This is a genomic window from Shimazuella sp. NTD247, from assembly GCF_059510415.1.
Genome location: NZ_JCAJZU010000002.1, coordinates 304,470 through 330,275, shown reverse-complemented (window position 1 = coordinate 330,275; position 25,806 = coordinate 304,470). Strand labels below are relative to the sequence as shown.

Annotated in this window: 28 protein-coding genes and 2 pseudogenes; 16 read left to right on the top strand and 14 right to left on the bottom strand. The window is 38.5% G+C overall.

Features of this window, described 5'->3' with window-relative positions; all coding sequences use genetic code 11:
- Nucleotides 1-34: 34 nt before the first annotated feature.
- Nucleotides 35-643, bottom strand: coding sequence for a LysE/ArgO family amino acid transporter (locus tag AC5WOC_RS06105; RefSeq protein WP_496054513.1), 609 nt, complete (start codon nucleotides 641-643; stop codon nucleotides 35-37).
- Between the two features lie 99 nt (nucleotides 644-742).
- On the opposite strand from AC5WOC_RS06105, the gene AC5WOC_RS06100 reads away from it, so the two are divergent.
- A complete protein-coding gene (locus AC5WOC_RS06100) occupies nucleotides 743-2,164 on the top strand; it encodes an aminotransferase-like domain-containing protein (RefSeq protein WP_496054512.1) in 1,422 nt (473 codons plus the stop codon).
- 106 nt (nucleotides 2,165-2,270) lie between these two features.
- Here AC5WOC_RS06100 and AC5WOC_RS06095 read toward each other — a convergent pair whose 3' ends face one another.
- On the bottom strand, nucleotides 2,271-2,942 hold the full coding sequence (locus AC5WOC_RS06095; protein ID WP_496054511.1) for a TetR/AcrR family transcriptional regulator: 672 nt from the start codon (nucleotides 2,940-2,942) through the stop codon (nucleotides 2,271-2,273).
- Between the two features lie 87 nt (nucleotides 2,943-3,029).
- Here AC5WOC_RS06095 and AC5WOC_RS06090 point away from each other — a divergent pair, with 87 nt between their 5' ends.
- A complete protein-coding gene (locus AC5WOC_RS06090) occupies nucleotides 3,030-4,013 on the top strand; it encodes an NADP-dependent oxidoreductase (RefSeq protein WP_496054510.1) in 984 nt (327 codons plus the stop codon).
- A 119-nt stretch (nucleotides 4,014-4,132) separates the two neighbouring features.
- Here AC5WOC_RS06090 and AC5WOC_RS06085 read toward each other — a convergent pair.
- Nucleotides 4,133-4,360: pseudogene (locus tag AC5WOC_RS06085) on the bottom strand (SDR family NAD(P)-dependent oxidoreductase); the annotation flags it as partial.
- Between the two features lie 444 nt (nucleotides 4,361-4,804).
- Between AC5WOC_RS06085 and AC5WOC_RS06080 the strand changes: the two are divergent.
- The gene (locus tag AC5WOC_RS06080) at nucleotides 4,805-5,155 is read left to right on the top strand and encodes a hypothetical protein (RefSeq protein ID WP_496054509.1); all 351 of its coding nucleotides are present in this window, start codon (nucleotides 4,805-4,807) and stop codon (nucleotides 5,153-5,155) included.
- On the opposite strand, the gene AC5WOC_RS06075 is transcribed toward AC5WOC_RS06080, so the two are convergent.
- Nucleotides 5,152-5,448, bottom strand: coding sequence for a hypothetical protein (locus AC5WOC_RS06075; protein ID WP_496054508.1), 297 nt, complete (start codon nucleotides 5,446-5,448; stop codon nucleotides 5,152-5,154). The two genes, AC5WOC_RS06080 and AC5WOC_RS06075, sit on opposite strands and share 4 nt — an antisense overlap.
- Before the next feature lie 295 nt (nucleotides 5,449-5,743).
- Here AC5WOC_RS06075 and egtD point away from each other — a divergent pair, with 295 nt between their 5' ends.
- The 3 genes from egtD to AC5WOC_RS06060 all read left to right on the top strand — a co-directional run bounded on the left by egtD (nucleotide 5,744) and on the right by AC5WOC_RS06060 (nucleotide 8,863).
- Nucleotides 5,744-6,703, top strand: coding sequence for an L-histidine N(alpha)-methyltransferase (gene egtD / locus AC5WOC_RS06070; RefSeq protein WP_496054507.1), 960 nt, complete (start codon nucleotides 5,744-5,746; stop codon nucleotides 6,701-6,703).
- Between the two features lie 121 nt (nucleotides 6,704-6,824).
- The gene (locus AC5WOC_RS06065; protein ID WP_496054506.1) at nucleotides 6,825-7,040 is read left to right on the top strand and encodes a hypothetical protein; all 216 of its coding nucleotides are present in this window, start codon (nucleotides 6,825-6,827) and stop codon (nucleotides 7,038-7,040) included.
- A 14-nt stretch (nucleotides 7,041-7,054) separates the two neighbouring features.
- Nucleotides 7,055-8,863, top strand: coding sequence for an MFS transporter (locus AC5WOC_RS06060; protein WP_496054505.1), 1,809 nt, complete (start codon nucleotides 7,055-7,057; stop codon nucleotides 8,861-8,863).
- A 263-nt stretch (nucleotides 8,864-9,126) separates the two neighbouring features.
- On the opposite strand, the pseudogene AC5WOC_RS06055 reads toward AC5WOC_RS06060, so the two are convergent.
- A pseudogene (locus tag AC5WOC_RS06055) lies at nucleotides 9,127-10,015 on the bottom strand (AraC family transcriptional regulator).
- Nucleotides 10,016-10,138: 123 nt separating this feature from the next.
- Here AC5WOC_RS06055 and AC5WOC_RS06050 point away from each other — a divergent pair.
- Entirely contained in the window at nucleotides 10,139-11,080 is a 942-nt protein-coding gene (locus AC5WOC_RS06050) for an EamA family transporter (RefSeq protein ID WP_496054504.1), read from the top strand.
- 273 nt (nucleotides 11,081-11,353) lie between these two features.
- Nucleotides 11,354-12,733 (top strand): catalase, encoded by a 1,380-nt coding sequence (locus AC5WOC_RS06045; RefSeq protein WP_496054503.1) that lies wholly within the window; start codon nucleotides 11,354-11,356, stop codon nucleotides 12,731-12,733.
- Nucleotides 12,734-13,008: 275 nt separating this feature from the next.
- Here the strand turns inward: AC5WOC_RS06045 and AC5WOC_RS06040 are convergent, their stop codons facing one another.
- Nucleotides 13,009-13,842 (bottom strand): HAD family hydrolase, encoded by an 834-nt coding sequence (locus tag AC5WOC_RS06040; RefSeq protein WP_496054502.1) that lies wholly within the window; start codon nucleotides 13,840-13,842, stop codon nucleotides 13,009-13,011.
- Nucleotides 13,843-14,261: 419 nt separating this feature from the next.
- Between AC5WOC_RS06040 and AC5WOC_RS06035 the strand changes: the two genes are divergently transcribed.
- The 3 genes from AC5WOC_RS06035 to AC5WOC_RS06025 all read left to right on the top strand — a co-directional run bounded on the left by AC5WOC_RS06035 (nucleotide 14,262) and on the right by AC5WOC_RS06025 (nucleotide 16,059).
- Nucleotides 14,262-14,483: a catalase-related domain-containing protein gene (locus tag AC5WOC_RS06035; protein ID WP_496054501.1), complete on the top strand. Its 222-nt coding sequence runs from the start codon at nucleotides 14,262-14,264 to the stop codon at nucleotides 14,481-14,483.
- A 554-nt stretch (nucleotides 14,484-15,037) separates the two neighbouring features.
- Nucleotides 15,038-15,535 (top strand): DinB family protein, encoded by a 498-nt coding sequence (locus AC5WOC_RS06030; protein ID WP_496054500.1) that lies wholly within the window; start codon nucleotides 15,038-15,040, stop codon nucleotides 15,533-15,535.
- Nucleotides 15,532-16,059, top strand: coding sequence for an SMI1/KNR4 family protein (locus tag AC5WOC_RS06025; protein WP_496054499.1), 528 nt, complete (start codon nucleotides 15,532-15,534; stop codon nucleotides 16,057-16,059). The genes AC5WOC_RS06030 and AC5WOC_RS06025 overlap by 4 nt, the downstream gene beginning before the upstream one ends.
- Nucleotides 16,060-16,124: 65 nt before the next feature.
- Here AC5WOC_RS06025 and AC5WOC_RS06020 read toward each other — a convergent pair whose 3' ends face one another.
- The 3 genes from AC5WOC_RS06020 to AC5WOC_RS06010 form a co-directional block, all read right to left on the bottom strand.
- The gene (locus AC5WOC_RS06020; RefSeq protein ID WP_496054498.1) at nucleotides 16,125-17,417 is read right to left on the bottom strand and encodes an SGNH/GDSL hydrolase family protein; all 1,293 of its coding nucleotides are present in this window, start codon (nucleotides 17,415-17,417) and stop codon (nucleotides 16,125-16,127) included.
- 185 nt (nucleotides 17,418-17,602) lie between these two features.
- Nucleotides 17,603-18,391, bottom strand: a complete 789-nt coding sequence (locus tag AC5WOC_RS06015) for an SDR family NAD(P)-dependent oxidoreductase (RefSeq protein ID WP_496054497.1) — start codon at nucleotides 18,389-18,391, stop codon at nucleotides 17,603-17,605.
- Between the two features lie 80 nt (nucleotides 18,392-18,471).
- Nucleotides 18,472-19,665 (bottom strand): MFS transporter, encoded by a 1,194-nt coding sequence (locus AC5WOC_RS06010; RefSeq protein WP_496054496.1) that lies wholly within the window; start codon nucleotides 19,663-19,665, stop codon nucleotides 18,472-18,474.
- Between the two features lie 207 nt (nucleotides 19,666-19,872).
- Between AC5WOC_RS06010 and AC5WOC_RS06005 the strand changes: the two genes are divergently transcribed.
- From AC5WOC_RS06005 to csaA, 3 genes are all read left to right on the top strand, one after another.
- A complete protein-coding gene (locus tag AC5WOC_RS06005; protein WP_496054495.1) occupies nucleotides 19,873-20,187 on the top strand; it encodes an ArsR/SmtB family transcription factor in 315 nt (104 codons plus the stop codon).
- 149 nt (nucleotides 20,188-20,336) lie between these two features.
- A complete protein-coding gene (locus AC5WOC_RS06000; RefSeq protein WP_496054494.1) occupies nucleotides 20,337-20,576 on the top strand; it encodes a hypothetical protein in 240 nt (79 codons plus the stop codon).
- Nucleotides 20,577-20,782: 206 nt separating this feature from the next.
- Nucleotides 20,783-21,112, top strand: coding sequence for a chaperone CsaA (csaA, locus tag AC5WOC_RS05995; RefSeq protein WP_496054952.1), 330 nt, complete (start codon nucleotides 20,783-20,785; stop codon nucleotides 21,110-21,112).
- 46 nt (nucleotides 21,113-21,158) lie between these two features.
- Here the strand turns inward: csaA and AC5WOC_RS05990 are convergent, their stop codons facing one another.
- Nucleotides 21,159-21,566: a hypothetical protein gene (locus AC5WOC_RS05990; protein WP_496054493.1), complete on the bottom strand. Its 408-nt coding sequence runs from the start codon at nucleotides 21,564-21,566 to the stop codon at nucleotides 21,159-21,161.
- Between the two features lie 187 nt (nucleotides 21,567-21,753).
- Here AC5WOC_RS05990 and AC5WOC_RS05985 point away from each other — a divergent pair, with 187 nt between their 5' ends.
- Both AC5WOC_RS05985 and AC5WOC_RS05980 read left to right on the top strand, forming a co-directional pair.
- Entirely contained in the window at nucleotides 21,754-22,194 is a 441-nt protein-coding gene (locus tag AC5WOC_RS05985) for a GNAT family N-acetyltransferase (protein WP_496054492.1), read from the top strand.
- A gap of 104 nt (nucleotides 22,195-22,298) precedes the next feature.
- A complete protein-coding gene (locus AC5WOC_RS05980; protein ID WP_496054491.1) occupies nucleotides 22,299-22,757 on the top strand; it encodes a hypothetical protein in 459 nt (152 codons plus the stop codon).
- 38 nt (nucleotides 22,758-22,795) lie between these two features.
- On the opposite strand, the gene AC5WOC_RS05975 is transcribed toward AC5WOC_RS05980, so the two are convergent.
- The 4 genes from AC5WOC_RS05975 to AC5WOC_RS05960 are packed head-to-tail and all read right to left on the bottom strand — an operon-like array spanning nucleotide 22,796 to nucleotide 25,806.
- Nucleotides 22,796-23,308: a 1,2-dihydroxy-3-keto-5-methylthiopentene dioxygenase gene (locus tag AC5WOC_RS05975; protein ID WP_496054490.1), complete on the bottom strand. Its 513-nt coding sequence runs from the start codon at nucleotides 23,306-23,308 to the stop codon at nucleotides 22,796-22,798.
- Between the two features lie 13 nt (nucleotides 23,309-23,321).
- Nucleotides 23,322-23,954, bottom strand: a complete 633-nt coding sequence (locus AC5WOC_RS05970; RefSeq protein ID WP_496054489.1) for a methylthioribulose 1-phosphate dehydratase — start codon at nucleotides 23,952-23,954, stop codon at nucleotides 23,322-23,324.
- Nucleotides 23,951-24,610 carry a 2-hydroxy-3-keto-5-methylthiopentenyl-1-phosphate phosphatase gene (locus AC5WOC_RS05965; RefSeq protein WP_496054488.1) on the bottom strand — a complete coding sequence of 220 codons (660 nt, stop codon included), beginning with the start codon at nucleotides 24,608-24,610 and terminating at the stop codon, nucleotides 23,951-23,953. Before AC5WOC_RS05965 ends, AC5WOC_RS05970 begins: the two co-directional genes overlap by 4 nt.
- On the bottom strand, nucleotides 24,610-25,806 hold the full coding sequence (locus AC5WOC_RS05960) for a 2,3-diketo-5-methylthiopentyl-1-phosphate enolase (protein ID WP_496054487.1): 1,197 nt from the start codon (nucleotides 25,804-25,806) through the stop codon (nucleotides 24,610-24,612). Before AC5WOC_RS05960 ends, AC5WOC_RS05965 begins: the two co-directional genes overlap by 1 nt.

The window sequence follows — 25,806 nt, the reverse complement described above, 5'->3', positions numbered from 1 at the left end:
AGTGCGTTAGGTTTCTCAAGTCATTTTTTTTCGTTTAAAATGGAATCAAGCCGGTAAAAAGATAAACAGCTGTTCCCCAAATGAAAAGTGCAGAGCATTTGTTAAATAGATTCATCAGATTGCCAATTTCGTCTAATTTTTTCATAATAGAACCGGAGAGTGTCAATCCAAAAAACCAAATCCAAGATACAGCAATACATGTAATGGTAAAATAGATTTGTTCAGCTCCTTTATATTTTAATGCGCTTGTCCCAATCACACCGACAGTGTCCAAGATGGCATGAGGATTTAATAAGGAAACCGATAGTGCAAAGACGATCTGTTGACGAATCGGCAAGCCTTTTTTGGTTACATTTGGTGAAGCGTCTGATGTCCAAATAATATAACCCATATAAACTAAAAAAAACATTCCACCAACCATAAGAATGATTCGCAGCCAATCAAATTGTAAAACAAGAACCGAAACACCAAAAACAGCTAGAAGAATTAGAACAGTGTCACATAGCGCTGCTGTTATCATACCCGGCAGTGCCTTTAGAATGCTTGGCTGGGTAGCTCCTTGTGAAAATACAAATACATTCTGCACTCCTAAAGGTAAAATAAGGCCAAATGCTAAAATTAGTCCATGTAGAACAGCTTCCATTTACATCTGCTTCCTTTCGATTCCTATCGTACTATGATATAACGAAAAGAAAACAACCAATTGGATGGTAATTTATCCATCCAATTTGGGAGGGATTTGATGAAATGGCAGCCAAATCGCCAGTCGCATTTGACAGTGCATGTACAAATAGTTGATTGGATAAAATCTCATATTGAACTAGGCGATTGGATAGTAGGTACAAAAATTCCCACACAGCGTCAACTGGCAGCTCAATTTGGCGTGAATCGAAGTACTGTCCAACTGGCACTTGATGAATTAAAAGCAGACGGATTACTAGAATCCAAAGCGGGATCAGGGATTTTTGTTGCGAATAACTCGTGGAATGCTCTTTTGCACAAAGCACAACCAAATTGGCTTCATCACATTGAAACTAGCATTCATAAACCAAATTATCATACGATCCAACTTATTAACGAATATGAACAAAAGGATCATATCATTCGGCTTGGAACTGGGGAATTGGCGCCAGAATTAATTCCCACACAGCAAATAAAAGCTTCATTAAAAAACATTTCACTCGAACCAAAGGCAATGGGCTATTCCTCACCCCAAGGCAGTGAGAAACTTCGAGCAATATTAAGCACCTATTTGGAAAAACGCGGTATACAGACTTCGCCGGAAAACATATTAATCGTTTCTGGCGCACTTCAAGCTTTGCAACTAATTGCGATGGGTTTATTAGAAACAGGATCAATTGTTTTCCAAGAAGCACCCTCTTATTTAAATTCGGTGCATCCCTTTCAATCTGCGGGTATGCGGATGATTTCTGTTTCATTGAAAGAGCATTTAAAAGACAAACTGTATTCACTCAAACAAAAAAAGCAGTCTTTGTTTTATTGTGTACCAACCTTGCACAATCCAACTGGACACAACTGGTCAATGGGCGAAAAGAGAAGTTTGTATCAAGTATGTAAAGAACTGCAAATCCCCATAATCGAAGATGATGTATATCATGAACTTTTATTTGAACATCCTACTGAAGCAATCAAATCATTCGATACATCAGGACAAGTCCTGTATATTGGCAGTGTATCTAAAACACTTAGTCCTGGACTAAGAATCGGATGGGTTGTTGCTCCAACACCTGTAATAGAACGTTTGGCTGATATTAAAATGCAAACAGATTATGGTTCAAGTGCCATTTCCCAAGAAATCGTCGCACACTGGATGATATCTGGATTATATGAACAATATTTAATAACACTACGTGAAAAATTAAAGCAAAGAGCTGCTTTTATGGAGGAAATACTGGAAAAGCAATTTCAAAACCTCGCTACATGGGAAACTTCGAAGGGTGGTTTCTATATATGGATGAGATTCTATAAACCAATTGTGAATAAGGCATTATTTTTAAATTTATTAAAACAAAATGCACTGATTAATCCCGGTTATATTTATGAATCAAGCGATTATCACTCCATTCGCCTTTCTTATGCCTATGCATCTTTTGAGGAATTAAAGAGAGGATTAGGAGTTTTAAAGAAGTTATGCCAACAATAAAATTATTACCCTAGTTATCAATTTGTTTTTCTTGATTACGAAATTATAAACCCTTTATTAACCACTACAATATTAGGATTACTAAATCACGAATCTTCTATAAGCGTCATTCTAATAAGCCATTAGGAGTCAGGCTTATCAGCCCCTTTGAGATAACGGTTAGAATTTGTCCTGTCATCTGTTCTGCTGAAAATTTTTTATCTCCTTGACTCCATTCCATCGCTACCCCGAATATTGCCCAACTGATCATCCATGCAATTGTCTTTTTAGGTACTTGCCATGCTGTACTGGGAGCGGGAATTTGCTCAAACCAATTTAAGAGTATAGCAGCAATTTCCTCTTGCACAGCTTCTTTAACAAATGGACTCATTGTTTCTGATGGATGACATTGTTTGCGTATTTGTTCAAAATGCTCTAACACAATTTGAATGAGAGTCTGCAAGCTACTTTTTCCAAAATGAGAAGGTGCAGGGTGTTGGTTTGTTAATAATTGTTGGAAGTGCTCGCGAATGATGGAATCAAGAAGCATATATTTATCAGGAAAATGGGCATAAAAAGTGCTTCGATTTACATCTGCTCGATCTGTAATATCTTGAATCGTAATGGAAGCAAATTTCTTTTCTTTCAAAATTTCCAAAAAGGACTGTTTTAATGATCGAATGGAGCGCTTGATTCGCCGGTCGACATTTTTTGTTTGTTCCGTCATTTCATTTTCATCATTTCTTTCTCTATATCGGATAACCGACAATGAGAGATTATTGTTGATTGTTAGTTGCATGATTACACTTTATTATTATAAGCAATAATCGATGTTTAACAAACAAATGTTGGTTAATTCTCTCTTTATGAAAGGGATACAATTGTTATGAATGATAAAACGACTGAAACGATGAAAGCTGTAAGAATACATCAATATGGAGGACCTGAAGTTTTAGTTTATGAGAATATACCAAAACCATCACCAAGTTCTGGACAGGTGTTGATTCGGACTTTTGCGGCAGGGATTAACCCTTCTGACACTCATACACGTTCAGGTTTTGCATATATTCCAAAGGCATTTCGCCCGCTTTCTCTCCTTCCGCTTCCAATGATACTAGGTTCAGATCTATCAGGGGTAATTGTGGAAGTAGGATCTGATGTAACAGAATTCAAAGAAGGGGAAGAAGTTTATGGACTTGCACAACTGGGAATTGCTCCAGCAGGTTCCTATGCTGAATATGCAGTTGCTCCAGTTCATCAATTGGCTCATAAACCGAAGTCAATCGATCACATTCAAGCTGCTGGAGTACCGCTAGCGGCACTTACAGCATGGCAAGCTCTATTTCAACATGCAGACTTACAGGAAGGGCAAACTGTTTTAGTGAATGGTGCATCTGGCGGGGTGGGTCACTTTGCTGTACAGTTAGCGAAGGCAAAAGGTGCACGAGTTATCGGTGTAGCATCAGGTCGTAATGCTAAATTTGTAATAGAGTTGGGTGCAGATGAATTTATCGATTATACAACAACTCCTATCGACAAAGTTGTTCATAAGGTTGACCTAGTTCTTGACGCAGTTGGCGGTGAAAATGGGGATCGTTTTTTGAATGTTTTAAAACGGAGAGGTAAGTTGGTACCGGTTTTTTTCGGTCAGTATTCCACAGAAAAATTTGCCGCTGCGGGGGTAACAAAAATTTCGAATGTGAGAGTACATTCCGATGGAAAACAATTAGCTGAGATCAGTCAATTAATAGACACTGGCAAATTGCAAATTGGAATCGATGCGGTTCTATCCTTGGCAGAAGCTTCCAAGGCACATGAGCTTAGTGAGAGTCAGCGGGTACGAGGAAAAATAGTCTTGAAAATTATTTGATAATAAGCGTTTAAGCCATCTCTATTTAGATGGCTTGAAAAATTCCTCTATTAAAAAACGATAAGAAATTTTTTCATTGGACTTCATTTTATCGATTAATATCAAATTAATTTCTCTCCTCACCATTGGATGAGAAATATTTGAGAGCTTCTTGAAGATGGCCCCAAGAACATTTGTGTTGAATGATAAGTGGAACTCTCTTCTGAGATATTTTCAATCGATTCAAATTTATATATTCCAGCATTGTTCACTAGCACATCGATTGAATCAAAAATTTTACTCGTTTCTTCAAACATCCGTTTAATATCCACTGCATTCGCTACATTACCTTGAACACTGATCGCTTTGCCTCCATTTTCATAATTTCTGCTACAACACGATCAGCACCCCCATTACTGGAAGAATAGTTTACAACAACTGCCGCTCTCGCTGATGCTAATTTTATTGCGATCTGAGCCCCAATTCCTTTTGATACCCTGTTACGAAGGCGGTTTTACCGAATAATTTGCTCAAATGAATACCTCTTTTCTGATGTGATATATAATAGTTACATGTTTATAATGATATTGATTATTTTTCTTAAGGATAGAATCATTACTGCCTTATATCGCTGTTTCTTTGTATAAAGAGTATTCGATTCATGGATTAGCTTTTATGTTATGAGAAGATCATAAGGCGACTATATTTTGTTGAAGCACAGAATATTATGTAAAATATATGAAGGGATTTCTCGACTACAATCAGCAGAATTCAGTTTTTATTTCTATAAGGTCAGTAGAAAGCTGATTCGAATGCTTCGATGGAATCTAACACACCTTTTGAAGGAAATCGATCGAGGAAAACTTCGAGGCAGCTCTCTAGTTTTCTCCCACTTGGGTTGGTGGGATCCTGAAGACAGTGTGCTGGAGTATCAGGCAGAACTCGAACAAACAAATCTGATTCGCTGGATTTCCAAAATTCCACGCTCCGGATTCGAAAACGAACACCGAGTGGCAGTGGGAGAGCATGCTAAAAAGACGCAGCAATTCCTCAGAGCTGTGCAGATCTTGAGATTTGTGGAAACTTCAGATCAAGAAATCATCGAAAAAGAACTAAACCGTCTTGGTGGAGTCTACAGGAGTTGGTCTGTCAAACAGAACTAGTCTTGGGATAGGTTCCGCTGTGCCGCTCCTACTAGAAGGAGCGGCACAAATCGAACATAAGGAATTAAGTTGATCATTCGGAAATGATTCGATGATTTTTTTGTTTCAAATATATTTTTTGCCCAATGCTCATTTGCATTTGAAAATACATAAGGTGAATTTGTAGCTCGGATATAGGAATTTACCTTTGGATTTTGTAGAGTTCTTGTAACAAAACGAAATATGGAGCGGCGTTTAGACAAATATATTTGCAGCCAGAACGATTTTATCTTCTGCAAAATGAAGACAGCCACTATTGATAAATAGCCCCTAGCCTTCACGAACCACTTGCTTTTCCTCATTATTTGGAAACTAGCCTCTCCTTATTACATAGGCCCAGCGATTCTTTCATAGACCGCAAAGTAACACCATGATATCATAGGAATAATTAGCGAATACAGTGTAAAATTTTATGTTTAATCAAATAGTATTAAGAGGTAGTTCCTATGCAACGTCAGCTTCTCACATCCGAGACACGTACCAAAACTTCTTTCGGCCGAAAAAAATGCTTGCAGTTCAGTGAAATTCTATAGTGGAGGATTGTTGACTATGGCAAATGTAAGCGTTATTGTCCATGACTTAAATACGAAAAAAGACAATATGCTGGAAGAAGTATGGAATGGTCTTAACTCTCCAGTTAAAACAATTCATGCCAAATATTTTTATGATAAAAAGGGTTCGGAATTGTTTGAGCAAATAACCGAAACGGATGAATATTATCCGACTAGAACTGAGATATCGATTTTGGAAATGTACAGAGAAGAAATTGCTAAAAGGGTTGGGCAGGTGACAACACTAATTGAGTATGGCAGCGGCAGCAGCAAAAAAATTAAAACATTGTTATCGTCCCTTCATTCACTTAAAGAATACATGCCGATAGATATATCAAAAGACTTTTTATTGCAATCTTGTTTGAAGCTGTCACATGAATTTCCGGAATTAAAGATAGAGGCCGTTTGTGGTGATTACATGCATCCATTACAATTGCCATTGGATCACGCCAAGAGAAAGGTCGTGTTTTTCCCGGGCTCCACGATTGGTAATTTTGAACTGAATCAAGTGTATGATTTTCTGAACCGCACATACGAACTGCTTAACAGTGGGGACGGCTTTATTATCGGAGTGGATGTGAAAAAAGAAGCTCACATTTTAAATGCTGCTTATAACGATAAAAAGGGTATTACAAAGGCATTTAATTTGAATGTCTTGAACAGGATAAACCAAGAGTTAGGAGCTGATTTTCAGCTTGATCAATTTGAACATGTGGCGTTTTATAATGAGGAAGAAGGACGAATGGAAATGCATTTGAAAAGTACCCGCGAGCAGCAGGTATCTATTGGGCAGCATGTGATTTCTTTTCAAGAAGGAGAGTACATTCATACAGAAAACTCCTATAAATACACTGTACAGGAGTTCGAGTCCATCGTGTCTCAGTGTGGGTTTGTGCCTCTTGAAACGTGGATGGATGGAAATAAATTGTTTAGCGTTCATTACATTGAAAAAATATGAGAGAGTGCCTGGAAGAGTTTCTTTCAGGCAATTTTTTTATTTTTATGTGGGTTGGAGGCAATAAGTAAGGTCAGATGATTTAGCAAGTGGAAACAGACCAACACGTCATAAACAACTTCGTTTGCTAGTATCAAAAGCTTTTACTACACAAGTAGCTGATGATTTGAAACCTTGGATTGAGGGGATTACCCATGAATTGCCAGATCAAGTGGTGGATCAAGGTGAACTGGATGTGACTAGTGATTTAGCTGTACCTGTTCCGATTCAAGTAAATGCAAATGCATTGCCAAAAAACAGAATATTATGTAAAATGAATGAAGGAATTTCTAGACATTAAACAAAGGATTTTTCATGCGCTGGTGGAGATTCATACCACTTATCCTCGGACAAATGATTATGATCGTCACGGTTAATGACATGATCAGCCAAGCATTGCACATTCTGTTTGATCAGAATGGAATGTCATCAGGCTTGATTATGTCCAGCTTCTGGTTGACCTGTATGATTTGTGGTCTTCTCTTTGGGAAGATCGTGGATCGGTATGGGGCGAAGAAGCTGGCTATCCTGTTTCTTCCGATCCTTTTGGGAGCAACCAGTCTGTATTCCTTCGCTCATACGATAAAGGAATATGTCATTGTCCAAGTATTGATTGCGGCAGTATTTTCATTGTTGACCAATGCTTTGATCGTGTTGATGCGGACGAGCATTCCTGCAGACCCCAAATTTCAGGTTAAAGTCAATGGTTACCGAGCAGCAAGCAACTATATCGGTTCAGGGCTTGCCATGTTTCTCGGGCTCCAACTCGTGGTTCACCCTTCCCAGCTTTGGTTGACTGTAACGGAGATCATGGCGGTCTCGGTCATCTTGGTATATTGGGGCATTGCTCTAGTCAATGACTCGGAGATGACCTTGAGACAGGAAGTGATGGCACTGATCAAAAGCGTGTTTCTCGCATGCTTTAGGGGCACCAGGAAGATGATTGAAAAGGAGGCCTTGTTCGTAGCCCTTCCTGGAATGGGCATTACTGTTTGCTACCTGGCTTTTCTTACCTACTTTGCTCTTTATGTAGGAAGGGAAGCAGCAGGAGGAATCCTATTCACTGCGGTCATGGTGACGGGCATTTCTACGATGACTGTTGCACCAAAAGTAATGGTGAGCAGAAGGTACCATTTCCTCTTGGGGGCGAGTATCCTGCTTCTGCTCGGAAGCCTGACCTTGATTCGGATTGGTCATCCTATCTGGCTCCTTTGGGTAGCTGGAGTGATGATGGGGCTTGCAGAAGCAGGATTTAGTACCAGTATTTCAGAGGAAGTCAACCGCCGGGTTAGCAGGGACCGGCTTGGTGCAGGCTACGCAACTTCAGGCTTTTTGCAAAGACTTGGTACAGTAATCGGGACTAGCTTCTCGGGTGTGATGTGGGGGATCTGGAGAGAGAATATGTGGATCTCACTCATCCCCTTCCTAGTGGCTTCACTCATTCTCCTCTACTGGATTCGGTTGAAAACTCAGAAAGATAAAACAGAAATTCTGAGTACCATTCGACAGTGGAGAGAGTTGTATCAATTGAGGTATCGGGCTGCTAGGGAGGTAGCAAGTGTTTGTGATCTAGCTGTGCCCAATAGCTATAACTATAAGAACTGGATGAGGCTGAATCAAGATCTCGTGGACGCTCCGAAAGGTCTAGTTTCAGACCCTGAAGTTCTAGTATGTAAGACCCAAAGTGTTGCTCATGCGTTTGGTCTCCTGCGAGTGGTAGCAAGTACAGGAAAGTGTGGGAGTTTTCGTCAGGAGACCAGATTTCTTCGAAGCAGGCTGACCCAACTTCTGGAGCAAATCGATCGAGAAAAAATTCAAAATACAGACCGATTTAACTTCTCTCTGGGTGTTCAAGCCTCGTGGCTCTCAGAAGACAGTGTACAGGACTATCAGGCAGAACTAGAACAATACATTTTGATTTTCTGGTACGACAACCTTCAACAAGCCGGCACCTTCGACTATGGTCCTAGCCGCAAAATGCTCCAACGCTATTTGGAGGCTGTGCGAATTATGGGTGTGCTGGAAGAAGAACCTATAATGCAAAAAAGCCTTATTCAAAAATTGGATAGGCTTGAAGATATGTATGGAAATTGGGCTGATCAAACAGATCTAGTCTTGGCATAGGTTCCGTTGCGCCCCTCCTTCTAAAAGGAGGGGCGCAACTCAATATAATGATTAAGTCGATCATATGAAATGAGGAATGAGCGTATATCGCAATTTCCCTGTGTTTTAGGCGACATGGTGGGATTCTTTTGTCGGAACGATCGAGCAAGGTCATATGATTTAGCAAGTGAAAATCCTGCTTGGAAAGACGTTAGCTATGTCACCGAAATATCTTTTTTATCTAATTCCTTTGAAAATAGATAAAAAAGAGGATCTCTTCAAATTTATAGAAGTCCTCTTTTTTTGCGTTTTTTATAGGAAAATGGTGTCATGTTCATTGATTTTCGAAATTTATCAATAAAATAACTTGTACTACTAAAACCTACTTGATAAGCAACATTTGTAACGGTCAAATTTGATTGTTGGAGTAGCACGATGCTTTTTTGGATACGATAATCGGTTACATAATTCATTGGTGTTGTCTTTAACATGCGTTTAAAATACCGGCAGCATTCAGAACGGCTCAATTGACCAGCTTGGGCAATATCGTTTAGCATTATCTTCTCAGCATAATGAGAATGTATCCAATTTAACATTTGCTTCATGCGCTGGTTTCTTAATATTTCTGTCTGGTTGTATTCTAATGGAAAGCTGTTAACAATCAAGTTTTGCCAAACAAATGTCAGTTGTACAGTGATATCAATTTCGTAGTATGGTAATTTTTGTTGAATCAAATGATTGATTTTTTTTTAAGGCTTCTAATATATTTCTCGCCCAACTCTCTTTTGCATCTAAAAATACGTAAGGTAAATTTGTCGCATGGATATAGGGACTTACATAGGCAGTGTAAAGTTCTTGTGATAAAACGAAATGCGGAGCGACGTTTAGACAAATATATTTGCAACCAGAACGATTTTCATCTTCTGCAAAATGAAGACATCCGCTATTGATAAATAGTCCTTCCCCTTCTCGAACTACTTGCTTTTCCTCGTTTATTTGAAAGCTTGCTTCTCCTTTTGCAATTAAAACAAATTGAATTTCATCATGCCAGTGAAGTGGTATATATCCATTTATGTTTTGTTGAATGGTAGTTTCGTAACATGCAATTGGTAACTCAACCGTTCGATGCTCTGTTAGTTCCTTAAATGTTTGATCAACCTTAAATTCTTTCATTTGGACATCAGCCCCTCAATATCATTATACTTTTTTGTTCGATTTAAGTATTTTTTTATTTATATATAGCTTATTATTATTTCATCATAATGATATTTTTATATACAGAGGTGGAAGTTAACCATGAGCAGGAGAAAGGGGTTATTTTTCGTTATCACCGGAGCTACATTTTGGGGAATTGGGGGTACAGTTTCAAAAAAGCTATTTGAACAATATGCAATCGATGTCAATTGGCTTGTAACAACACGGTTACTCATTGCGGGTTTGTTCCTATTAACCATTCAATTAATAGGAAAAGATCGTAATCAAGTATTTGATGTCTGGAAGAACAAAAAAACCGCTATTCCATTGATTATCTTTGGATTAGTCGGTATGCTGGCTGTTCAATATACGTATATGGCAGCGATTCAAAATGGAAATGCTGCTGTGGCAACATTATTACAATACTTGGCACCTGTATTCATTATTCTTTATTTGGTTTTAAGCAGACAATCTGCTTTAACAAAACGAGATTTATTAACTGCTTCATTGGCACTGGCTGGCTGCTTTTTCTTATTGACAAACGGTTCCATCTCCAAACTATCTGTACCAACACTCTCCATTGTTTGGGGTATTTTATCTGGACTGGCGGCAGCCTTCTACACGTTATATGCAGTTCCATTACTCAAACAATTCAACTCCCTTGTCATTGTAGGATGGGCTATGGTGATTGGCGGCTGTGCATTAAGTTTTATTCATCCGCTGTGGCAAATGGACTTTAAAAGTCTACCACTTGAAGCATATTTCTATTTAATTTTTGTTATTCTTTTTGGCACTATGATTGCCTTTTGGTTTTACGTCGAGAGTTTACAAGGCTTGTCTCCAAAAGAATCAAGCCTTCTAGGCAGCCTGGAACCATTGTCTGCTGTTTTGACAACAGTTTTTTGGCTAAAAGATTTGTTTGGATTTTTCCAATGGGTCGGTACTGCTTGTATTATTGGAGTAGTGTTTATATTAGCTTTAAATAAAGATTCTTCCTCCGTTCCTAATCAATCTTCTGAAATTGAAAAGCCTCTTAATGTATAAAAAAGACTTTCTTCTCTGCGGCACAGGGACTGTTCTTTTGTCGTATTGTTATTAACAAAGTGAACTTATCTTTATCAACTAAATAGTAGAAAAACGAGCAAACCAGTGTTCTTTGGTATTTTACCGGAGACATTGGTTTCATCTTTTTCTGGAAATATTGGTGATTATCTCTTGATCATAATTGAACCTTTTCTCACATAAATTAGTTTGAAAATAGAGGACAGAGCTTGACAAGCAGCACCATTTTAGAAGTAAGGAAAGGGCGAAAATAAGATGCAAAATACTCCGAAAGATAGTAGAAATGGTCGTAGTCTTTCCAAATGGAAGATGGATGAACCAGCAACTTTCCATTCACAAACGATAGGAAAAAGAGGCCCTGTACTGGAACAAGACAATATTTTGCATGAGACATTGGAAACTTTCATCCATGAAAAAATATTGGAACGACCTGTTCATGTGAAAGGTAATGGAGCTTTTGGTTACTTTGAAACGACAAATTCCATGTCAGCGTATACCAAACTCTGTTTCTTACAAAATCCTGGTCACCAAGTCCCCGTTGCGGTGAGATTTTCGCTTGCTGTAAGTACAAAGGGTACACCCGATACTTCCCGTAATATCAGAGGATTTGCCACGAAGTTCTATACGGATGAGGGTATTTTTGATTTGGTTTGCAATCATATTCCTGTATTTTTAGTACGTGATCCGATGCGTTTTCCAGAGACCGTTAGATCTCTTTCGCCCTCGCCAAAAAATAATTTGATTGATCCTGAACGATTTTGGAGCTTTGTAGCAAGAGCACCAGAATCTACTCATTTAGTTGTTCGGCTTTATTCTGATGCAGGTACAGTAAAAAGCCTGCGTCACATCCCGGGTCATAGTGTAAATACATATGTCTGGAAGAATGCCCAAGGAATTCGCACCTATGTAAAATACCACTGGATTCCTGCTGCTGGCATAAAGTATATCGACAGTAAAGAAGCAGCCTATTGGAATGGGAAGAATCCAGATATCGCCGGAGAGGATTTATACAGCGCGATAGAAAAAGGAAAAACGGTAGTGTATGGACTTTATGTACAGCTCATGAGACCGGAGGATGAAACGGAACTTCCCTATGATCCCCTCGATGATACAAAGGTTTGGGATGAACAGCAATATCCCTTGATTCCTGTTGGTCAATTGGTGTTAAATCGCAATCCTGACGACTATGCAGAACAAGTAGAAAAAATAGCCTTTTCTCCGTCCAATCTGTTAGAAGGAGCAGAATTATCAGATGATAAAATGCTTCAGGGACGGGCAAATATTTATTGGGATTCGCAGCGTCGGAGATTAGGCTCAAATTTCCGTGCTATTCCTATCAATCATCAAAGAAATTGGTCACCAGCAAACCTTGTGACAAGTGGCTGCGGAAGACATATAAAAGGTCGGATCGTACGCTGTGGTATACCTAAACAAGATGATTTTACTCAAGCTGGTCAGTATTATGATTCACTTTCAGAGGTAGAACAAGAACATCTAGTAAAGAATCTAGCTAATGATCTAGCTGGAATCTCTCCTGAAATACGAGACATAGTCATGCAGTATTTCTATCATGCTTCAGCCCAATTGGGAGAACGGATTACCTATCAAATAGAGAGGAAGAGAAGGAGGGAGTAGGGTTCTATTCTCTCATCTCATTTATCAATGAGATGAGAGAATAGAACCTAGTTGTCGAGGCGTACGACCATAAGTAATCATATAGATGAAAGTCGTCATAGGACGGCTTTTTTGATTTGGATTATGTTGATTACATCAACTGTAGAAGTAATTGTGTTGTCGTATAAAAAAAGGGGAATTCTCTTTTTTAACATCTAAAATGGACTGACTGGCTGATAGCAAGGTTATCAGCCGGTCGTGTGTTCCCGTTAAGGGATTACCTATCAGTCTTTGTTTCAGAAAGCTCCTGGGCCAGGACATCCGTCGGGATCTGGACACTTCGGTGTGGACTGACCATATTTACGCCTGCAACATAGGCTAACAGACCAAAAATCATTTTCGACGAAATCCAGGTACAAATGTAGCCATGGAGCATAATCTTGTATTACGATTTCGGCTCCTGCATCATAGAGCTTTTTCGCTTTCGCAAAGGTATTTGCATGTCCAAGAAAGCGAACTCCTGCTGCTTTTGCTGCTTGATAATCGGTGGGAGAATCGCCAATCATCAAGCATTCTGCTGGTTCTCGCTTCAGGAATCGCATTGCGTCTATGAGGCATTTAGGGTTAGGCTTAAGATCGCGAAAATCAAAACTACTCCGACCAAATACAGCGTCTCCAAAAAACTCCTGCCAGCCATTTACTCTAACAACAGTGTTTGCCGCTATTGGACTGTTATTGGTCACAATTGCCATCGATTTCCCGTTCTCCTTGAGAACGGGAAGCAATTGATCAGTAAAAGGGGTAGGCGGAGCTTGCAAAGCAGCACAATCTTCCAAATAAGATAGTTTAGTTTCCCAGAGAGCGAGATCTCGATAATATGGTTCCGGTCTTGGCCGATCAATAGACCGAATTACCTCAAAAGGATCATCTTCAAGAATAGCCTTTTCTGGCAAGATCTTCATGAGCCAAAGGTCTTGTTTCAGCTGATGAGCCTGTTCGTATGCTGTACGTGTTCCAAAGAGATGACAAAGTGGACCATCCATATCGAATAGGAACGCCTCTGCGCCTTCTAGTATCTTTTGCAGGGTTTCCCCTGATGGATTGACATACCGACTGAATTCTTCTGACAAAGACATTTTGCTCCTCAAGGATAAAAGGATTCTTTCTATGTAATTCTATCGAATAAGCATGAAAATTGCAAAAGGAAAGGATCTATCCATTTTATGCGACAAGGGGACGGTTCTGTTTGTCGCATTGCTAGTCTAAAAACGATTTATGGAACAAAGTGAACTTACCTATGTCAATTTGATAGTTAAAACCAGTGTTCTTTGGTACTTTACCAGAGACATTGGTTTCATCGTTTCTGGAACTTTCTTATTCTCACATAAATTAATTTGAAATTAGAGGTCAGAGTTTTATTAACAGCACCATTTTCACAGAGTCGGAGAATAGGCCCAAATTTCGTGCTATTCCTATCAATCATCAAAAAAATTGGTCACCAGCGAACCTTGTGACAAGCGGCTGCGGGAGACATCTAAAAGGCCGCATCGTGCGCTGTGGCATACCAAAACAAGATGATTTTACCCAAGCTGGCCACTATTACGATTCACTTTCAGAGGTAGAACAAGAACATCTAGTAAAGAATCTAGCTAATGATCTAACTGGAATCTCTCCTGAAATACGAGACATAGTCTTGCAATATTTCTATCATGTTTCAGCACAATTAGGAGAACGGAGTACCTATCAAATAGAGAGGAAGAGAAAGAATTAGGGTGATATAGGGACTGTTCTTTTGGTGAGTTTCCTATTCTATTATAAATGAAACAGAAAAGAGGTTTCTCAGATTTTCGAGAAGACCTCTTTTTATAGTGGTATTTTCATTATTCAACTGTATCGTCATCATCCCCCATTAAAAAGCCTATCAGAAGCCTTCCATTTCAACAAGAAATGTAAGTAAGTTAATGATTACAAGTGAGGCAGGTCAGAAATTTGAGTTGGTACTTTTAGATGCAGAAGTAGTGCAGATGGGGCAAGGGATGACATATATACATGGGCGCAGTTATGATATTTTTTAAACAGGGAGAAGTCCGTTATTTACGGATTTCTCTATTTATATTGAACTTGTGGTCCAATACCATTGATCGGCCTAAGATGTAAACACATATTAAATCTATGTATGAAAAGACTTACTTCGATCAAATATTACCAACTGCCAATAAAAATCCTTATTTTGTTTCGGTATATATAAACATTGATTAAAATGTAATTACAGATACATATACAGGAATACAGCTATACAAAAATAAAAACAAAGGAGAGATGTTAATGAACTTAAATGTTATTGAACAGTTAGAAGCATCACTGACATTCGTTCCAGAAAAATTAAAACTGTTGTCAAATGAGGAAATTGTCAAACCTCTCTCTACAGGAAAGTGGTCACGTCTTGAAATTATCGGTCATTTGTGTGACTCAGCGGTAAATAACCTGTCTCGCTTTATTCAAGCTCAGTATCATCCGGAACCTATGGTAGTTATTCCCTATAATCAAGATGAATGGGTTTTGGCGCAACACTATCGAAATGCTTCTTTAAATGAGGTGCTGACATTATGGGAAAGTTTAAATCGCTCGATTGTTCGTGTAGTTTCCAACCTGCCAAAAGAAAGGTTTTCTTATAAATGTACGCTGCCCAATGGCGATCAAGTAACACTTGAATGGATGATAAATGATTATCTACAGCATATGAAGCATCACTTAGAGCAAATATTCCCTGATTTTAAAAAAGACTACAATTTAAGTGATAAAACCACAGGAGTGGTAGGATGATGAGTTATTTTATAGAGCAATTAATGGAATTGATACCGCCGCCAGCGAACAAAAGAACCTTCAATTGGCAGAGAGTCGAGGACAATCTAGGAGTTACCTTACCTGACGCCTATAAAGAGGTAGTAGAAAGGTACAGCGGGGGGCAATTTGAGGATTATCTTTATTTTTTAGAACCAGGCAGAGAACACTATGACATCGTGAAACACGACATGGAGCGAGCCGAAGCTTATGAAAGTTTGTGGGAGTATGAAAAAAAACCAGATGAAATCGAAGACGGCAAACATCGTTTGATTCCTTGGGCTACTACTGACAATGGAGAATACCTTTTTTGGTTGGTGCGTAAAGGAGAAGAACGAAACCCAAATAGTTGGCCAGTTATGATAAATGCTGCGAAAGAAGAGGACTGGGAATACTTCCCTATGGGGTGTGTTGCTTTTTTTGTACAGGCTTTGGAAAGAAAAGTGAAATCGCAGATTTTGTCATATGCATTTCCTTTAACAAAGCATAAATTTCATCAATTTTAATAGGATGCTAGTGCTTAGCACCAGCATCCATTGTATAGATCTATACAAATGATCAATTATTACATTTAATTTAAAAGGCTGTTTAAATCTATCGATTCTGCTATTTTTTTGTTACCATCATCACCTGGATGGAGGTGATCGCCTGAATCATACTTTGGTAGAAGTCTTGCCACATGACCGGGATCTTTCAGGATAGCATCCAGATCCACTACGCTATCAAATTCTCCACTGCGAATCCATCTGTTTACTTTCTGGCGAAGCTCATCTTTGTCTTTGCTATAGTAATTATCTAGGTCTGTTCCCGATAGTGCCCCTTCAAATGGAGTTAGAGTTGCACCAATGACTTTGATATGATGAGCATGAGCTTGTCTAATAAGTTGGCGGTATCCTGTGACTAATTCATCAAATGTCGGTTTTTTTTCGGTAGGAGCAAAACCGGTACCCGGCCAGCTGATATCATTAATGCCGATCAGTACAATCACTGATTTAACATTTGGTTTGCTTAGTACATCTCGATTGAAACGTGATAACACACTTTCTCCCATGCCATCTTTTAACAAGCGATTTCCGGAAATTCCTGCATTGATTACCGAAACATTTTGGGATACTAGACGATTGGCAAGGAAATTGGTCCAACGAGTATCTGCATCTACTGTTGCTCCATCACCATCTGTGATCGAATCACCTATTGCTACAACCGTACCATTATTTTTAGGAGAAAGTATAGATATACTTGTTAGATACATACTTGCATCAGTAGTGGAACCAGCTTTCATCATTGTTGCTGAAGTAACATTTCCATTTGCAATATAGGTAGTTTGACGGGCATCCCAATGAAAGGTTGTTGGAGTAGTGGTTTTTGGAAAATATAAACTTACACTAACTTTGGATAGTGGATTGACTTTTAAATGAATCGGATCGCTCACAATGGATGCACCTGCTGGAATGACAACAGACGTTTTTCCGCCAAATTTTATTTTTCGATCTGTATTTTTCACGATAGCTGATCCATTATCTGTTATAGCAACATGCGCTTCTCCGATTGTTAATGGTTCTTTTCCATATTCATTGGAAAAAGAAATACGAATTTGGTTTCCTCCGAGGCTGATTTTGGCAACTTGACGAATTGTTTGGTTTTCGATTTTGTCAGGTAATTTTGTTGGTAAAGGAAAATTCGCTCCCCAAGTTGGTTCAGGACTAGCATTCCAAGTTGCTACCCAGTTCTTATTTATCTTTTGCACATTGGTGAGTGCATGACTATCTTTATTAAAATTTGCAAAAACGGTGGGTTGAATAAAAGGAAAGGCAAAAAGCGCTGCAACAAAAATACCAATGATCAGAGATTTAAATCTTTTCATTTCTTTTGCTCCTTTTTTTTATCAGAGGTTGTTGCATAAAAGAACTTTAAACATGGTATAAAGTCGCTTGATACTTGCGTTTTCCGCGTCTGTTGTTGAAAACCTACAAAGGACGCTACATCCGCGAGCATCTTCGCTTTCAAATAGAATAATGCAACAGCCTCTATCAATATAAATTGTCTCAATTATAGTTGTCTTAAGGAACCGCCATTTACCATGTACTCTGATCCAGTGACAAATGAAGCTTGATCAGAGGCGACAAAGGCAATAATAGCGGCCACTTCTTCAGCAGTACCTAATCGTCCAAGCGGCAGAGCCCTAACGTTTTTAACGAAGTGTTCAATAGCAGCTTCTTTTTCCATACCAAATGTTGCAGCAAGACCATCTGCGAAACCATCAGGACGGTCCCATAATGGAGTTCTGGTGGGACCCGGAGATACAGTATTCGAGCGAATTCCTTTGGGACCAAATTCTTGAGCGATGGATTTAGATAAACTTAACATTGCAGCTTTCGATACACTGTAATCTGGGAGCATTGCATCTGGTAATTGCCCTACTTCAGAAGATATACTGACGATCGAACCTTTTTTCTGCTGAATCATATAAGGCAGGGCAGCGCGAGTGACGCGAACCATACTCATAAAGTTGGCATTCAGAACGTCTTCCCATTCCTCATCCTTGATTGGAAGAAATCCATTGCGAATGGGAGCAATTCCTATGTTGTTAATCAAAATGTCGATTCTGTTGAATGCATCGACAGCGGTTTGGATAACAGATTCTGCCCCTCCTTGTTTGCTTAGATCAGCAGATACAGCGATAAGTTTCTCTGTTGAAATATGCTCCAGAGCTTCAATATTCCGACTGGCCCCTACTACTTTAGCCCCTTGTTCTAAAAATAAATTGGTTGTCGCCAAACCAATTCCCGAACTAGCTCCAGTGATCACGACAACTTTATCTTTGAGTTGGAAATCCATCTTCATTTCTCCTTGCTTATTGAAATAAATTTATATCCTTGAGCGATGCAAAAGGCAAGTGTTTAACTTTATTTTCGTTCTTAGGACACTTGTTTCGGTTGATATGCTGCTTTTTTGGGATTGTATATGAAAGCTCGCACTGCAATGAGAATAAGACTAAGTGCTAGGAATAAGATACCAGCCCATACTACGTGGTGAGCACCTATCTTGGAAATAAACAATCCTCCAACAAAAGTCCCGATGGTGATACCTAAATTGGCAAACGCTACAAACAAACCATTTGTAAACTCAGGTGCTTCAGGTGCAGCAGATGTAATCCAGTATTGGGAAATATTAAGTCCTAAGGTAAAGAGAACACCCCAGACTGCGATTAAGAACATCATGAGTCCAGAAAAATCAGCCAGCAGATATACTAGCAAATAAACTACAGTAAAAATAAACGGATACACCAGTGCAGTAGGCATTGCTTTTTTCTGAAGAAATCTTCCTGCGATCATATTTCCAATGATTCCAGTTAATCCGAATAGTACTAACATCAAACTGATTTGTTTGCCTGACATATGTGTTACTTGAGCCAAGTAGTCAGCAAAGAAACTATAAACAGCGTACATTGCAGAATTGATGCTAATGACGGTTAAGATGCTAAGCCACACCAGTGATTTTTTTAAAATGCTCAGTTGTGATCCATAAGAAAGTCTTTCTTTTACAGGCATCGATGGAATGAAAAGCAAAATAGCTGCAAAAGCAACCGCATTAACAATGGCAAAGAACCAGAGCGAAGCATCCAGAGAGATGGAGTTTGCAATAAGGGTTGCAATTGGCGTCCCGATAACCATACCGGCAGTTACACCCATAAAAATTTTCGCATTTACTCTGGTGAGTTGATCCTTGCTAACTGTATTAGCTGCTGCTACAAAAGCTACAGAGAAAAAAACAGGATGTAGAAAGGCAGGTATGATTCTAGCTATTAAAAGTAGAGAGAAATGACTTGCATAGACGGAAATGACATTGGTAATCACAAAAAGACCGATGACCAATAGCATGGACGTTTTTCGATTTATACCTGAAAATAATAACGGCATGACTGGTCCAGCGATGGCAACAGCTAGTGCGAAAAGACTGACAAGTAATCCGGTTTGAGATGTGCTTATGTGGAAGTGCTCTGCAATCTGAGGTAATATCCCGATTACACCCATTTCTGTATTGATAATGCCAAAAACTCCAAATGCGAGAATGAAAACGATCAATGATTGATATCTTGTTTGAGTATTCATTTTTTTGCTCCCTTTTCTTAGACGAATAAAGATTTAGTTTAATGAAGGTGTTAATTCGATCAGCCTATTTGGACTAATGTACTAAATTTTTAGTACAAACGGATGATAACATGCTGAAAAACATGAAGTCAACATATTTTTTAAAATACTAGTTTATTGGTATTTTAGTAATTTGAATTCTAACTGTTGCTGTGTTATTCTCTTCTTATGAGAAAACCATTTCAACCATCCAAAAATGATATTCGTTTATCTTCTGTTTTACATGCTCTAAGTGATCCAAAACGATTAAAGATTGTCTTGAGTTTAGGGAGAAATGGGGAGGAAAATTGTGCGATCTATCATGATTTAATGCCCAAATCAACATTAACTCACCATTTAAAAGTTCTTCGAGAAGGAGGTGTGGCACAAGTAAGGATTGAAGGAACGCAGCATTTTTATTCGTTGCGTTACGATGATCTAGAGGAACTTTTTCCAGGATTGCTCAAAGCGGTTTTACAGGTGAATCCAGAAATGATTGAATAAATTTTAATTATAAAATGTATGTTGTTAATGATAGCGGTTATAGGGATTTAATTGAGTAGCGATAGCTATTTAGTTAGTGGTTCATTTATCGTTTCATACTGTGTTAGTATATAGTTGAAGTTTATCTTCTTTGTTGAATGGAGAACCTGATGCTAAAGTTTGTGGAGAAGCGAAAGAAGGCTTTGCTCCTTCAGACAGGTGTTGATCATATTTTGAAAAAGTATGACACTCCTCAAAAGCTAGAGAGTAACAAGCATAATGCCATTCAAATTGCTTGGAGTGCCATTTCAGATAAGGCTGTAGAGCTTGGTTTGCAGCATTTCAGTAACAAACCCAACGGTATTGAAGCTTACAACGAGGCGCTAAAGGTTCTTCAAAGCAAGAAGTGAACGGAACTTGCAGCAACTAACTTGTTGTTGTACAAGTAGAGTCTGGATGATAAGGTTTACTTCATCTAGGCTCCCGAGAATAAAAGAAGTTTATAGATTGGAGTCTTCCATGACAGGGAGGCTCTTTTGATTAGGTTGTTGTTATCAAAAGCATGATAATCTTTCAAAAGAGGAATTTTTTATAACGGTAGGATGGAGGAATGAAAGTGGCAACACTGGAAGACTTTCATAATTTAGATATTCGAATCGGTACAGTCATTCACGCAGAAGCCTTTCCAGAAGCGAGAAAACCAGCAATTAAATTAATAATTGATTTTGGAGCACTTGGGGTAAAACATTCTTCTGCACAAATTACATTTAGATATGAACCAGATCAGCTGATTGGGAGGCAAGTAGTAGCTGTTGTCAATTTTCCTCCTTTGCGAATTTCTGGTTTTAAATCAGAAGTATTAGTATTAGGAGGCATACCAGGCAGTGGTGATGTAGTTCTTTTGAAGCCGGATGAACCAGTAGAAAATGGTACTCCTGTATCCTGATAAGAAGATCCCACAATATTACCTACTATTGTGGGATCTTCTTTAACTACATACTTGTTTCGTTCAAGAGGATTTGATAAAAACAATCTTGATCCATCTGTGTAGTCATCATATCTTTTATTGCTAAGTTTTGAGAGGAAACAACAGGTATTTTTTCTTTTTCAATGTTTCCACGATAAAAATGAATATGTATAAAAATATTTTTGGCATATTTGGATAAACGATGAAAATAATGCTGGACATCTGCACGAAATCCATACAATTGATTTTCTGTTTTCTCATAGAGTTCACATGAACAAATTTCGGTCGTTAAAAAGTATGTTTGAAAGGTATATGGAACCAAAGCCCGAAAGGATCTATTTTGATTTGGTTGTAATTCTAAATTTGCAGTTAATAACAAATGTGCATAACGATCGATATTTGAGGGAACAGCGAAAGAGATATAATAACACATATTTTTTTTCCTCCTTCTTCATACATAGTATTCTTCTATACAATACCAGAAGAAGAAAACGGAAAAGTTAATAAAATAAAAAAAGACAATCATTTTTCAAAGTGATACTTTATTATTATTAATAAGTGAATTAGTAGGAAAGAAACAAATCAGATATAATAAGAAAAAATACAGTAGGAGATCAAACATGTTAACCATACAACAAATCGAAGCATCTCAAACGTATCATTTGCGGCACGCGGTATTACGATCAAATCAAACACTAGAAGATTGTAAATATAAAGGGGATGAAGATCCTACAACGATTCATTTAGGAGCTTTTTTTGATGGGAAATTGATTAGTATAGGAACATTTTTGCAATCTTCTTGTCCGTTAGTAGAAGCAAAATTACCTTACCAATTGAGGGGAATGGCAACCGATCCGCAGTTTCGTCGACAAAAAGGCGGTAGCTCTATTATCGCTCATGCTGAGAACTTGCTGAAAGCAGAAGGAAGTGATTTACTCTGGTGCAATGCTCGTTTGAGCGCAAAAGATTATTATGCAAATCTGGGGTATATAGAGGCAGGGGAGACATTTGAGATCTCACCTATTGGACTTCATGTGATAATGTATAAGTCTTTGTTGTAATAGAGGAGTATTTCTCCTCCGGAAAATAAGTCTGAGTATTATTATTGTTTTATTTTTATTGTTTATACTAATTGGAATGACAAATGCAAAAAGGAGTAGTATCAATGAAGATTGTTTTTGCTATTATAAGAAAACTCATTGTTTTAGGGTTAGTGTTATTTGTTGGTCTATCGATTGCATTATTGGCTAGTTACACGCTGGGCGGATCGACGACGATGATGGGATTTAGTGCCTCGATAATTGCAATAATTTCGTTTTCGATGATTATGATGGTCAGTAGTTTTATTGGAGATGCAGTTTTCTTTAAAAGGAGAAGAGGTAGGCAATGGATCAATTTGGCGATTATTTTGATACCTAATTTTCTTTTCGTATACTTTTATATTTTAAATGGTGGTCAGTTTTTAGAATTACCTGGATTTCAGATAGTAGGGAATATTTTGCTGTACGGTTCCATTGTATTGGCACTTGTTTTTTGGGGATTAGATGAATGGTCTAGAAAACTTGTACAAAAATGGATCAATAAAACGAGAGAATCACAACCGATAATGGAAAAGAAAATATAAAAAAGATCTGAGTGATTCTTTCACTCAGATCTTTTTTATTAGTAGATCGGAACCCATCCTTCTTTTGCTTTAAAAATACGAATGGCAACTACTTTTCTATCTTCCATCAATGTAAAATAGTGACGATAGTTTTCAGGCACAGAAATGAGGTCTCCCGGTTCCAATTCTACATCTACAAAACGCCCATTTGGACCTTGGATGGCAAAAATACCATGACCACTAACAATAAAGCGTACTTCGTCATCCGTATGATGATGTTCTTTGATAAAGTTTCCTAACAATTCATCTAAATTTGGTGTCGCGTCAGAGAGGGAGATGACGTCTTCCGTTACATAGCCTCTGCGTTTGGAAAGATCATCAATTTCACCTCGAAAAGATTGTATGATCTGTTCTTTTTCTTCTTCCGTAAGGTCATATTTTTCATGAAGTTGACTTGGAAGTTTGGAAATATCCCAATGTTCATAGATTACCCCTTGGCTGTCCAGATAAGTGCTCACTTTTTGTTGGTCTGTTACTCGCTCTTCGTTGTCATGAAAACGCAATTGTGCCATGGTAACACACTCCTTAGATATGTTGTAGTTGTTTTGAACTTAAGAGATGTAGCTTCACTAAATAAGAAAACAGAAATTCAAACGCTTCCAAATGCTTTTTCGCTTCAAAGCCATTTTTTCCCCATGCCGTAATGCCGTGGTTACGAATCAATACAGCAGGAACTTTTGGTTGAATTGCTTTTCCAAAAGTAGTCGCTAGTACAGTAAGGTCTGCTGTATTTTCAATAATAGGAATTGCAATCTCTGCATTTTGTTCCCATATCCCAAATGCTTTGATGAGTTCTTGGTTGCTGATCGCTACATAACCTCGATCACCATACAGTTCGGAAATAATATTGTTATCTACCGTATGAATATGAAGGCAGCAGCCTGCAGCTGTTCGCTTATAAACTTCAAGGTGCAGCCCAGTTTCTGCCGAAACTTTTGCAGTTGTTTCTGCAAGCGGAGTGCCTTTTTCATCCACCAAAATAAAATCATCAGGTGTTTGTTTGGTTTTGTCCTTTCCACTGGCGGTAACCAAAAAAGTTTTAGGATCATCATTCACTTTGATAGATAAATTGCCACTCGTACCAGGGAACCAGTCTCTTTTTGCTAATTCTGACTTGATCGTTGCTAGCTCTTCCCATCGTTTTTGTAAAATACTCAACTGACTTCAACTCTTTCTAAGTCTGTTATGATATCTGTGAAATTCTCAAAAGGAGTAAAAGGAATCTGTAGTTTTTGACACTGTTCGATAAGGAAATCTCTTGCATAAACGCGATCTGCGATCTTTGCTGCTTCAAAGTCGGTAACTGAGTCCCCGATAACAATTTTTTCGTATTGATCTGAATCAAATTGTCGGATGATAGATGGTTTACAACAACCACAATCATTGGAGCAGTGCGCATCACATGTATGCGGCCATAATATTTGAATGTTATCTTTCGAAAAATCACTTGCATTACAGTATACATATGGACGATCAATATAACTATCTAAAATCGGGTAAACAAAAAAATCAATGCCACCGGAAACGATGTAGAGCGGGATTTTTTGTTTTTGGGTGAAACGTACAAATGATGCAAATCCATCACGAAGAATCCCAGTTTCTTTTACGTATGCAATAATGTCCTCTTTTAATGAACTAGGCAGAAGAGAAAACATTTTTCCAACGCCTTCTTTAACAGATATCTCTTGAGAAAGGACAGCGTCTTTGATAGCTTCCCATTCGGGAGGTGCGAAATTTTTCATAATGGAGACGATATTGTCTGATTGGGTAATAGTTCCATCAAAGTCACAAAAAATAACTGGCTGCTTGTTCACTATATTGATCCTCCCCAAAGTTCTATAGCTTTTGCTAGTTCGGAATGGGAATGAGCTGCTTCTTTCAAAGATATTCCTTTTTTCGCAGCTTCGATTGCTTGACGAAAAGCTTTTCCACCAGCGATGGCTCCACTTGGATGACCATGTACACCTCCGCCAGCATTGATGACAGAATCGATACCAAAATCAGCAAAGAGCTTAGGAACCAGCGCCGGATGAATTCCAGCGGAGGGCACAGGCAATGCTTTTTTCCAATAATCATGTATACTGCTCAATTCTTTTGCGATACCAAGTGCTGCCGTTTTCTCCAATGCGACACTTCCATAAGGAGAAGGGAATAATACCAAATCTGCTCCTGCGGCACGCAGAAGCTTCCCGTACCAAAGAGAGGAACTGACACCATAAGTAGGAGAGGCTGTTACCGCACCTCCGAAAGCAGGATGTGCTAAAATAGGAACATGTATGTCCTTATCCTCTGCAAGTGCTTGAAGGGTATCCAATCCATATGTAAATACGTTAAATAACAAGGCACTGGCTCCAAGATAGACAGCATGTTTTGCTTTTTCTACTAATTCAGTAGAACGACCAGAAAGATTTACAGCATATAAAGTTGTTTCCCCAGTTTCTTGCTCGGTTTCTCTAAGTACTTTTTTTGCAATGGCAATGCGCTGTTCAAAAGGACAAGTGGGATTATCAAATAATATTTCATCATCCTTGATGATATCCACACCACCAAGTGCCTGTTCTCGAAGTTGGTGCTCAAAAAAAGAAAGATCTCTGCCGATAATCCCTTTAAAGATACTCATTAGTAGGGGTCGATCAGTCACTTCCAGTAAATTGCGGACACCGAGAACACCAAAAGATGGGCCTGGAAATCGTTGTGCTAATTCAGGAGTAAACTCCAGATCAATTAGCTTTATTTTTCCATCTAGGGAGAGTTTTCCAAATACGGTTGTTAAAATAGCAGGTATATCCGCAGAAAAATTAACGGATGGATAGGAAATAGTGATCAATCCCTGTTCTTCTGATAATGTTTGGATTTGAATAACTTCTCCCTTATGTTTAGCCAATTGTTGTTGATCTAATTTGGGTAGGTCGGTCCATGATCCAACAGTAAGACCAAGGGCGATTTGTTCTGCTTTTTGTAAGAGGTCTCCTTTATTAGGAACAAGATACGTCGCAATTGCTGCTCCCAT

What these genes read in the sequence shown, in the direction of transcription:
- AC5WOC_RS06105 (WP_496054513.1), bottom strand. Translation starts at nt 643, where the DNA reads ATGGAAGCTGTTCTACATGGACTAATTTTAGCATTTGGCCTTATTTTA.
- AC5WOC_RS06100 (WP_496054512.1), top strand. Translation starts at nt 743, where the DNA reads ATGAAATGGCAGCCAAATCGCCAGTCGCATTTGACAGTGCATGTACAA.
- AC5WOC_RS06095 (WP_496054511.1), bottom strand. Translation starts at nt 2,942, where the DNA reads ATGCAACTAACAATCAACAATAATCTCTCATTGTCGGTTATCCGATAT.
- AC5WOC_RS06090 (WP_496054510.1), top strand. Translation starts at nt 3,030, where the DNA reads ATGAATGATAAAACGACTGAAACGATGAAAGCTGTAAGAATACATCAA.
- AC5WOC_RS06080 (WP_496054509.1), top strand. Translation starts at nt 4,805, where the DNA reads ATGCTTCGATGGAATCTAACACACCTTTTGAAGGAAATCGATCGAGGA.
- egtD (WP_496054507.1), top strand. Translation starts at nt 5,744, where the DNA reads ATGGCAAATGTAAGCGTTATTGTCCATGACTTAAATACGAAAAAAGAC.
- AC5WOC_RS06060 (WP_496054505.1), top strand. Translation starts at nt 7,055, where the DNA reads ATGCGCTGGTGGAGATTCATACCACTTATCCTCGGACAAATGATTATG.
- AC5WOC_RS06050 (WP_496054504.1), top strand. Translation starts at nt 10,139, where the DNA reads ATGAGCAGGAGAAAGGGGTTATTTTTCGTTATCACCGGAGCTACATTT.
- AC5WOC_RS06045 (WP_496054503.1), top strand. Translation starts at nt 11,354, where the DNA reads ATGCAAAATACTCCGAAAGATAGTAGAAATGGTCGTAGTCTTTCCAAA.
- AC5WOC_RS06030 (WP_496054500.1), top strand. Translation starts at nt 15,038, where the DNA reads ATGAACTTAAATGTTATTGAACAGTTAGAAGCATCACTGACATTCGTT.
- AC5WOC_RS06025 (WP_496054499.1), top strand. Translation starts at nt 15,532, where the DNA reads ATGATGAGTTATTTTATAGAGCAATTAATGGAATTGATACCGCCGCCA.
- AC5WOC_RS06020 (WP_496054498.1), bottom strand. Translation starts at nt 17,417, where the DNA reads ATGAAAAGATTTAAATCTCTGATCATTGGTATTTTTGTTGCAGCGCTT.
- AC5WOC_RS06015 (WP_496054497.1), bottom strand. Translation starts at nt 18,391, where the DNA reads ATGGATTTCCAACTCAAAGATAAAGTTGTCGTGATCACTGGAGCTAGT.
- AC5WOC_RS06010 (WP_496054496.1), bottom strand. Translation starts at nt 19,665, where the DNA reads ATGAATACTCAAACAAGATATCAATCATTGATCGTTTTCATTCTCGCA.
- AC5WOC_RS06005 (WP_496054495.1), top strand. Translation starts at nt 19,873, where the DNA reads ATGAGAAAACCATTTCAACCATCCAAAAATGATATTCGTTTATCTTCT.
- AC5WOC_RS06000 (WP_496054494.1), top strand. Translation starts at nt 20,337, where the DNA reads ATGCTAAAGTTTGTGGAGAAGCGAAAGAAGGCTTTGCTCCTTCAGACA.
- AC5WOC_RS05990 (WP_496054493.1), bottom strand. Translation starts at nt 21,566, where the DNA reads ATGTGTTATTATATCTCTTTCGCTGTTCCCTCAAATATCGATCGTTAT.
- AC5WOC_RS05985 (WP_496054492.1), top strand. Translation starts at nt 21,754, where the DNA reads ATGTTAACCATACAACAAATCGAAGCATCTCAAACGTATCATTTGCGG.
- AC5WOC_RS05980 (WP_496054491.1), top strand. Translation starts at nt 22,299, where the DNA reads ATGAAGATTGTTTTTGCTATTATAAGAAAACTCATTGTTTTAGGGTTA.
- AC5WOC_RS05975 (WP_496054490.1), bottom strand. Translation starts at nt 23,308, where the DNA reads ATGGCACAATTGCGTTTTCATGACAACGAAGAGCGAGTAACAGACCAA.
- AC5WOC_RS05960 (WP_496054487.1), bottom strand. Translation starts at nt 25,806, where the DNA reads ATGGGAGCAGCAATTGCGACGTATCTTGTTCCTAATAAAGGAGACCTC.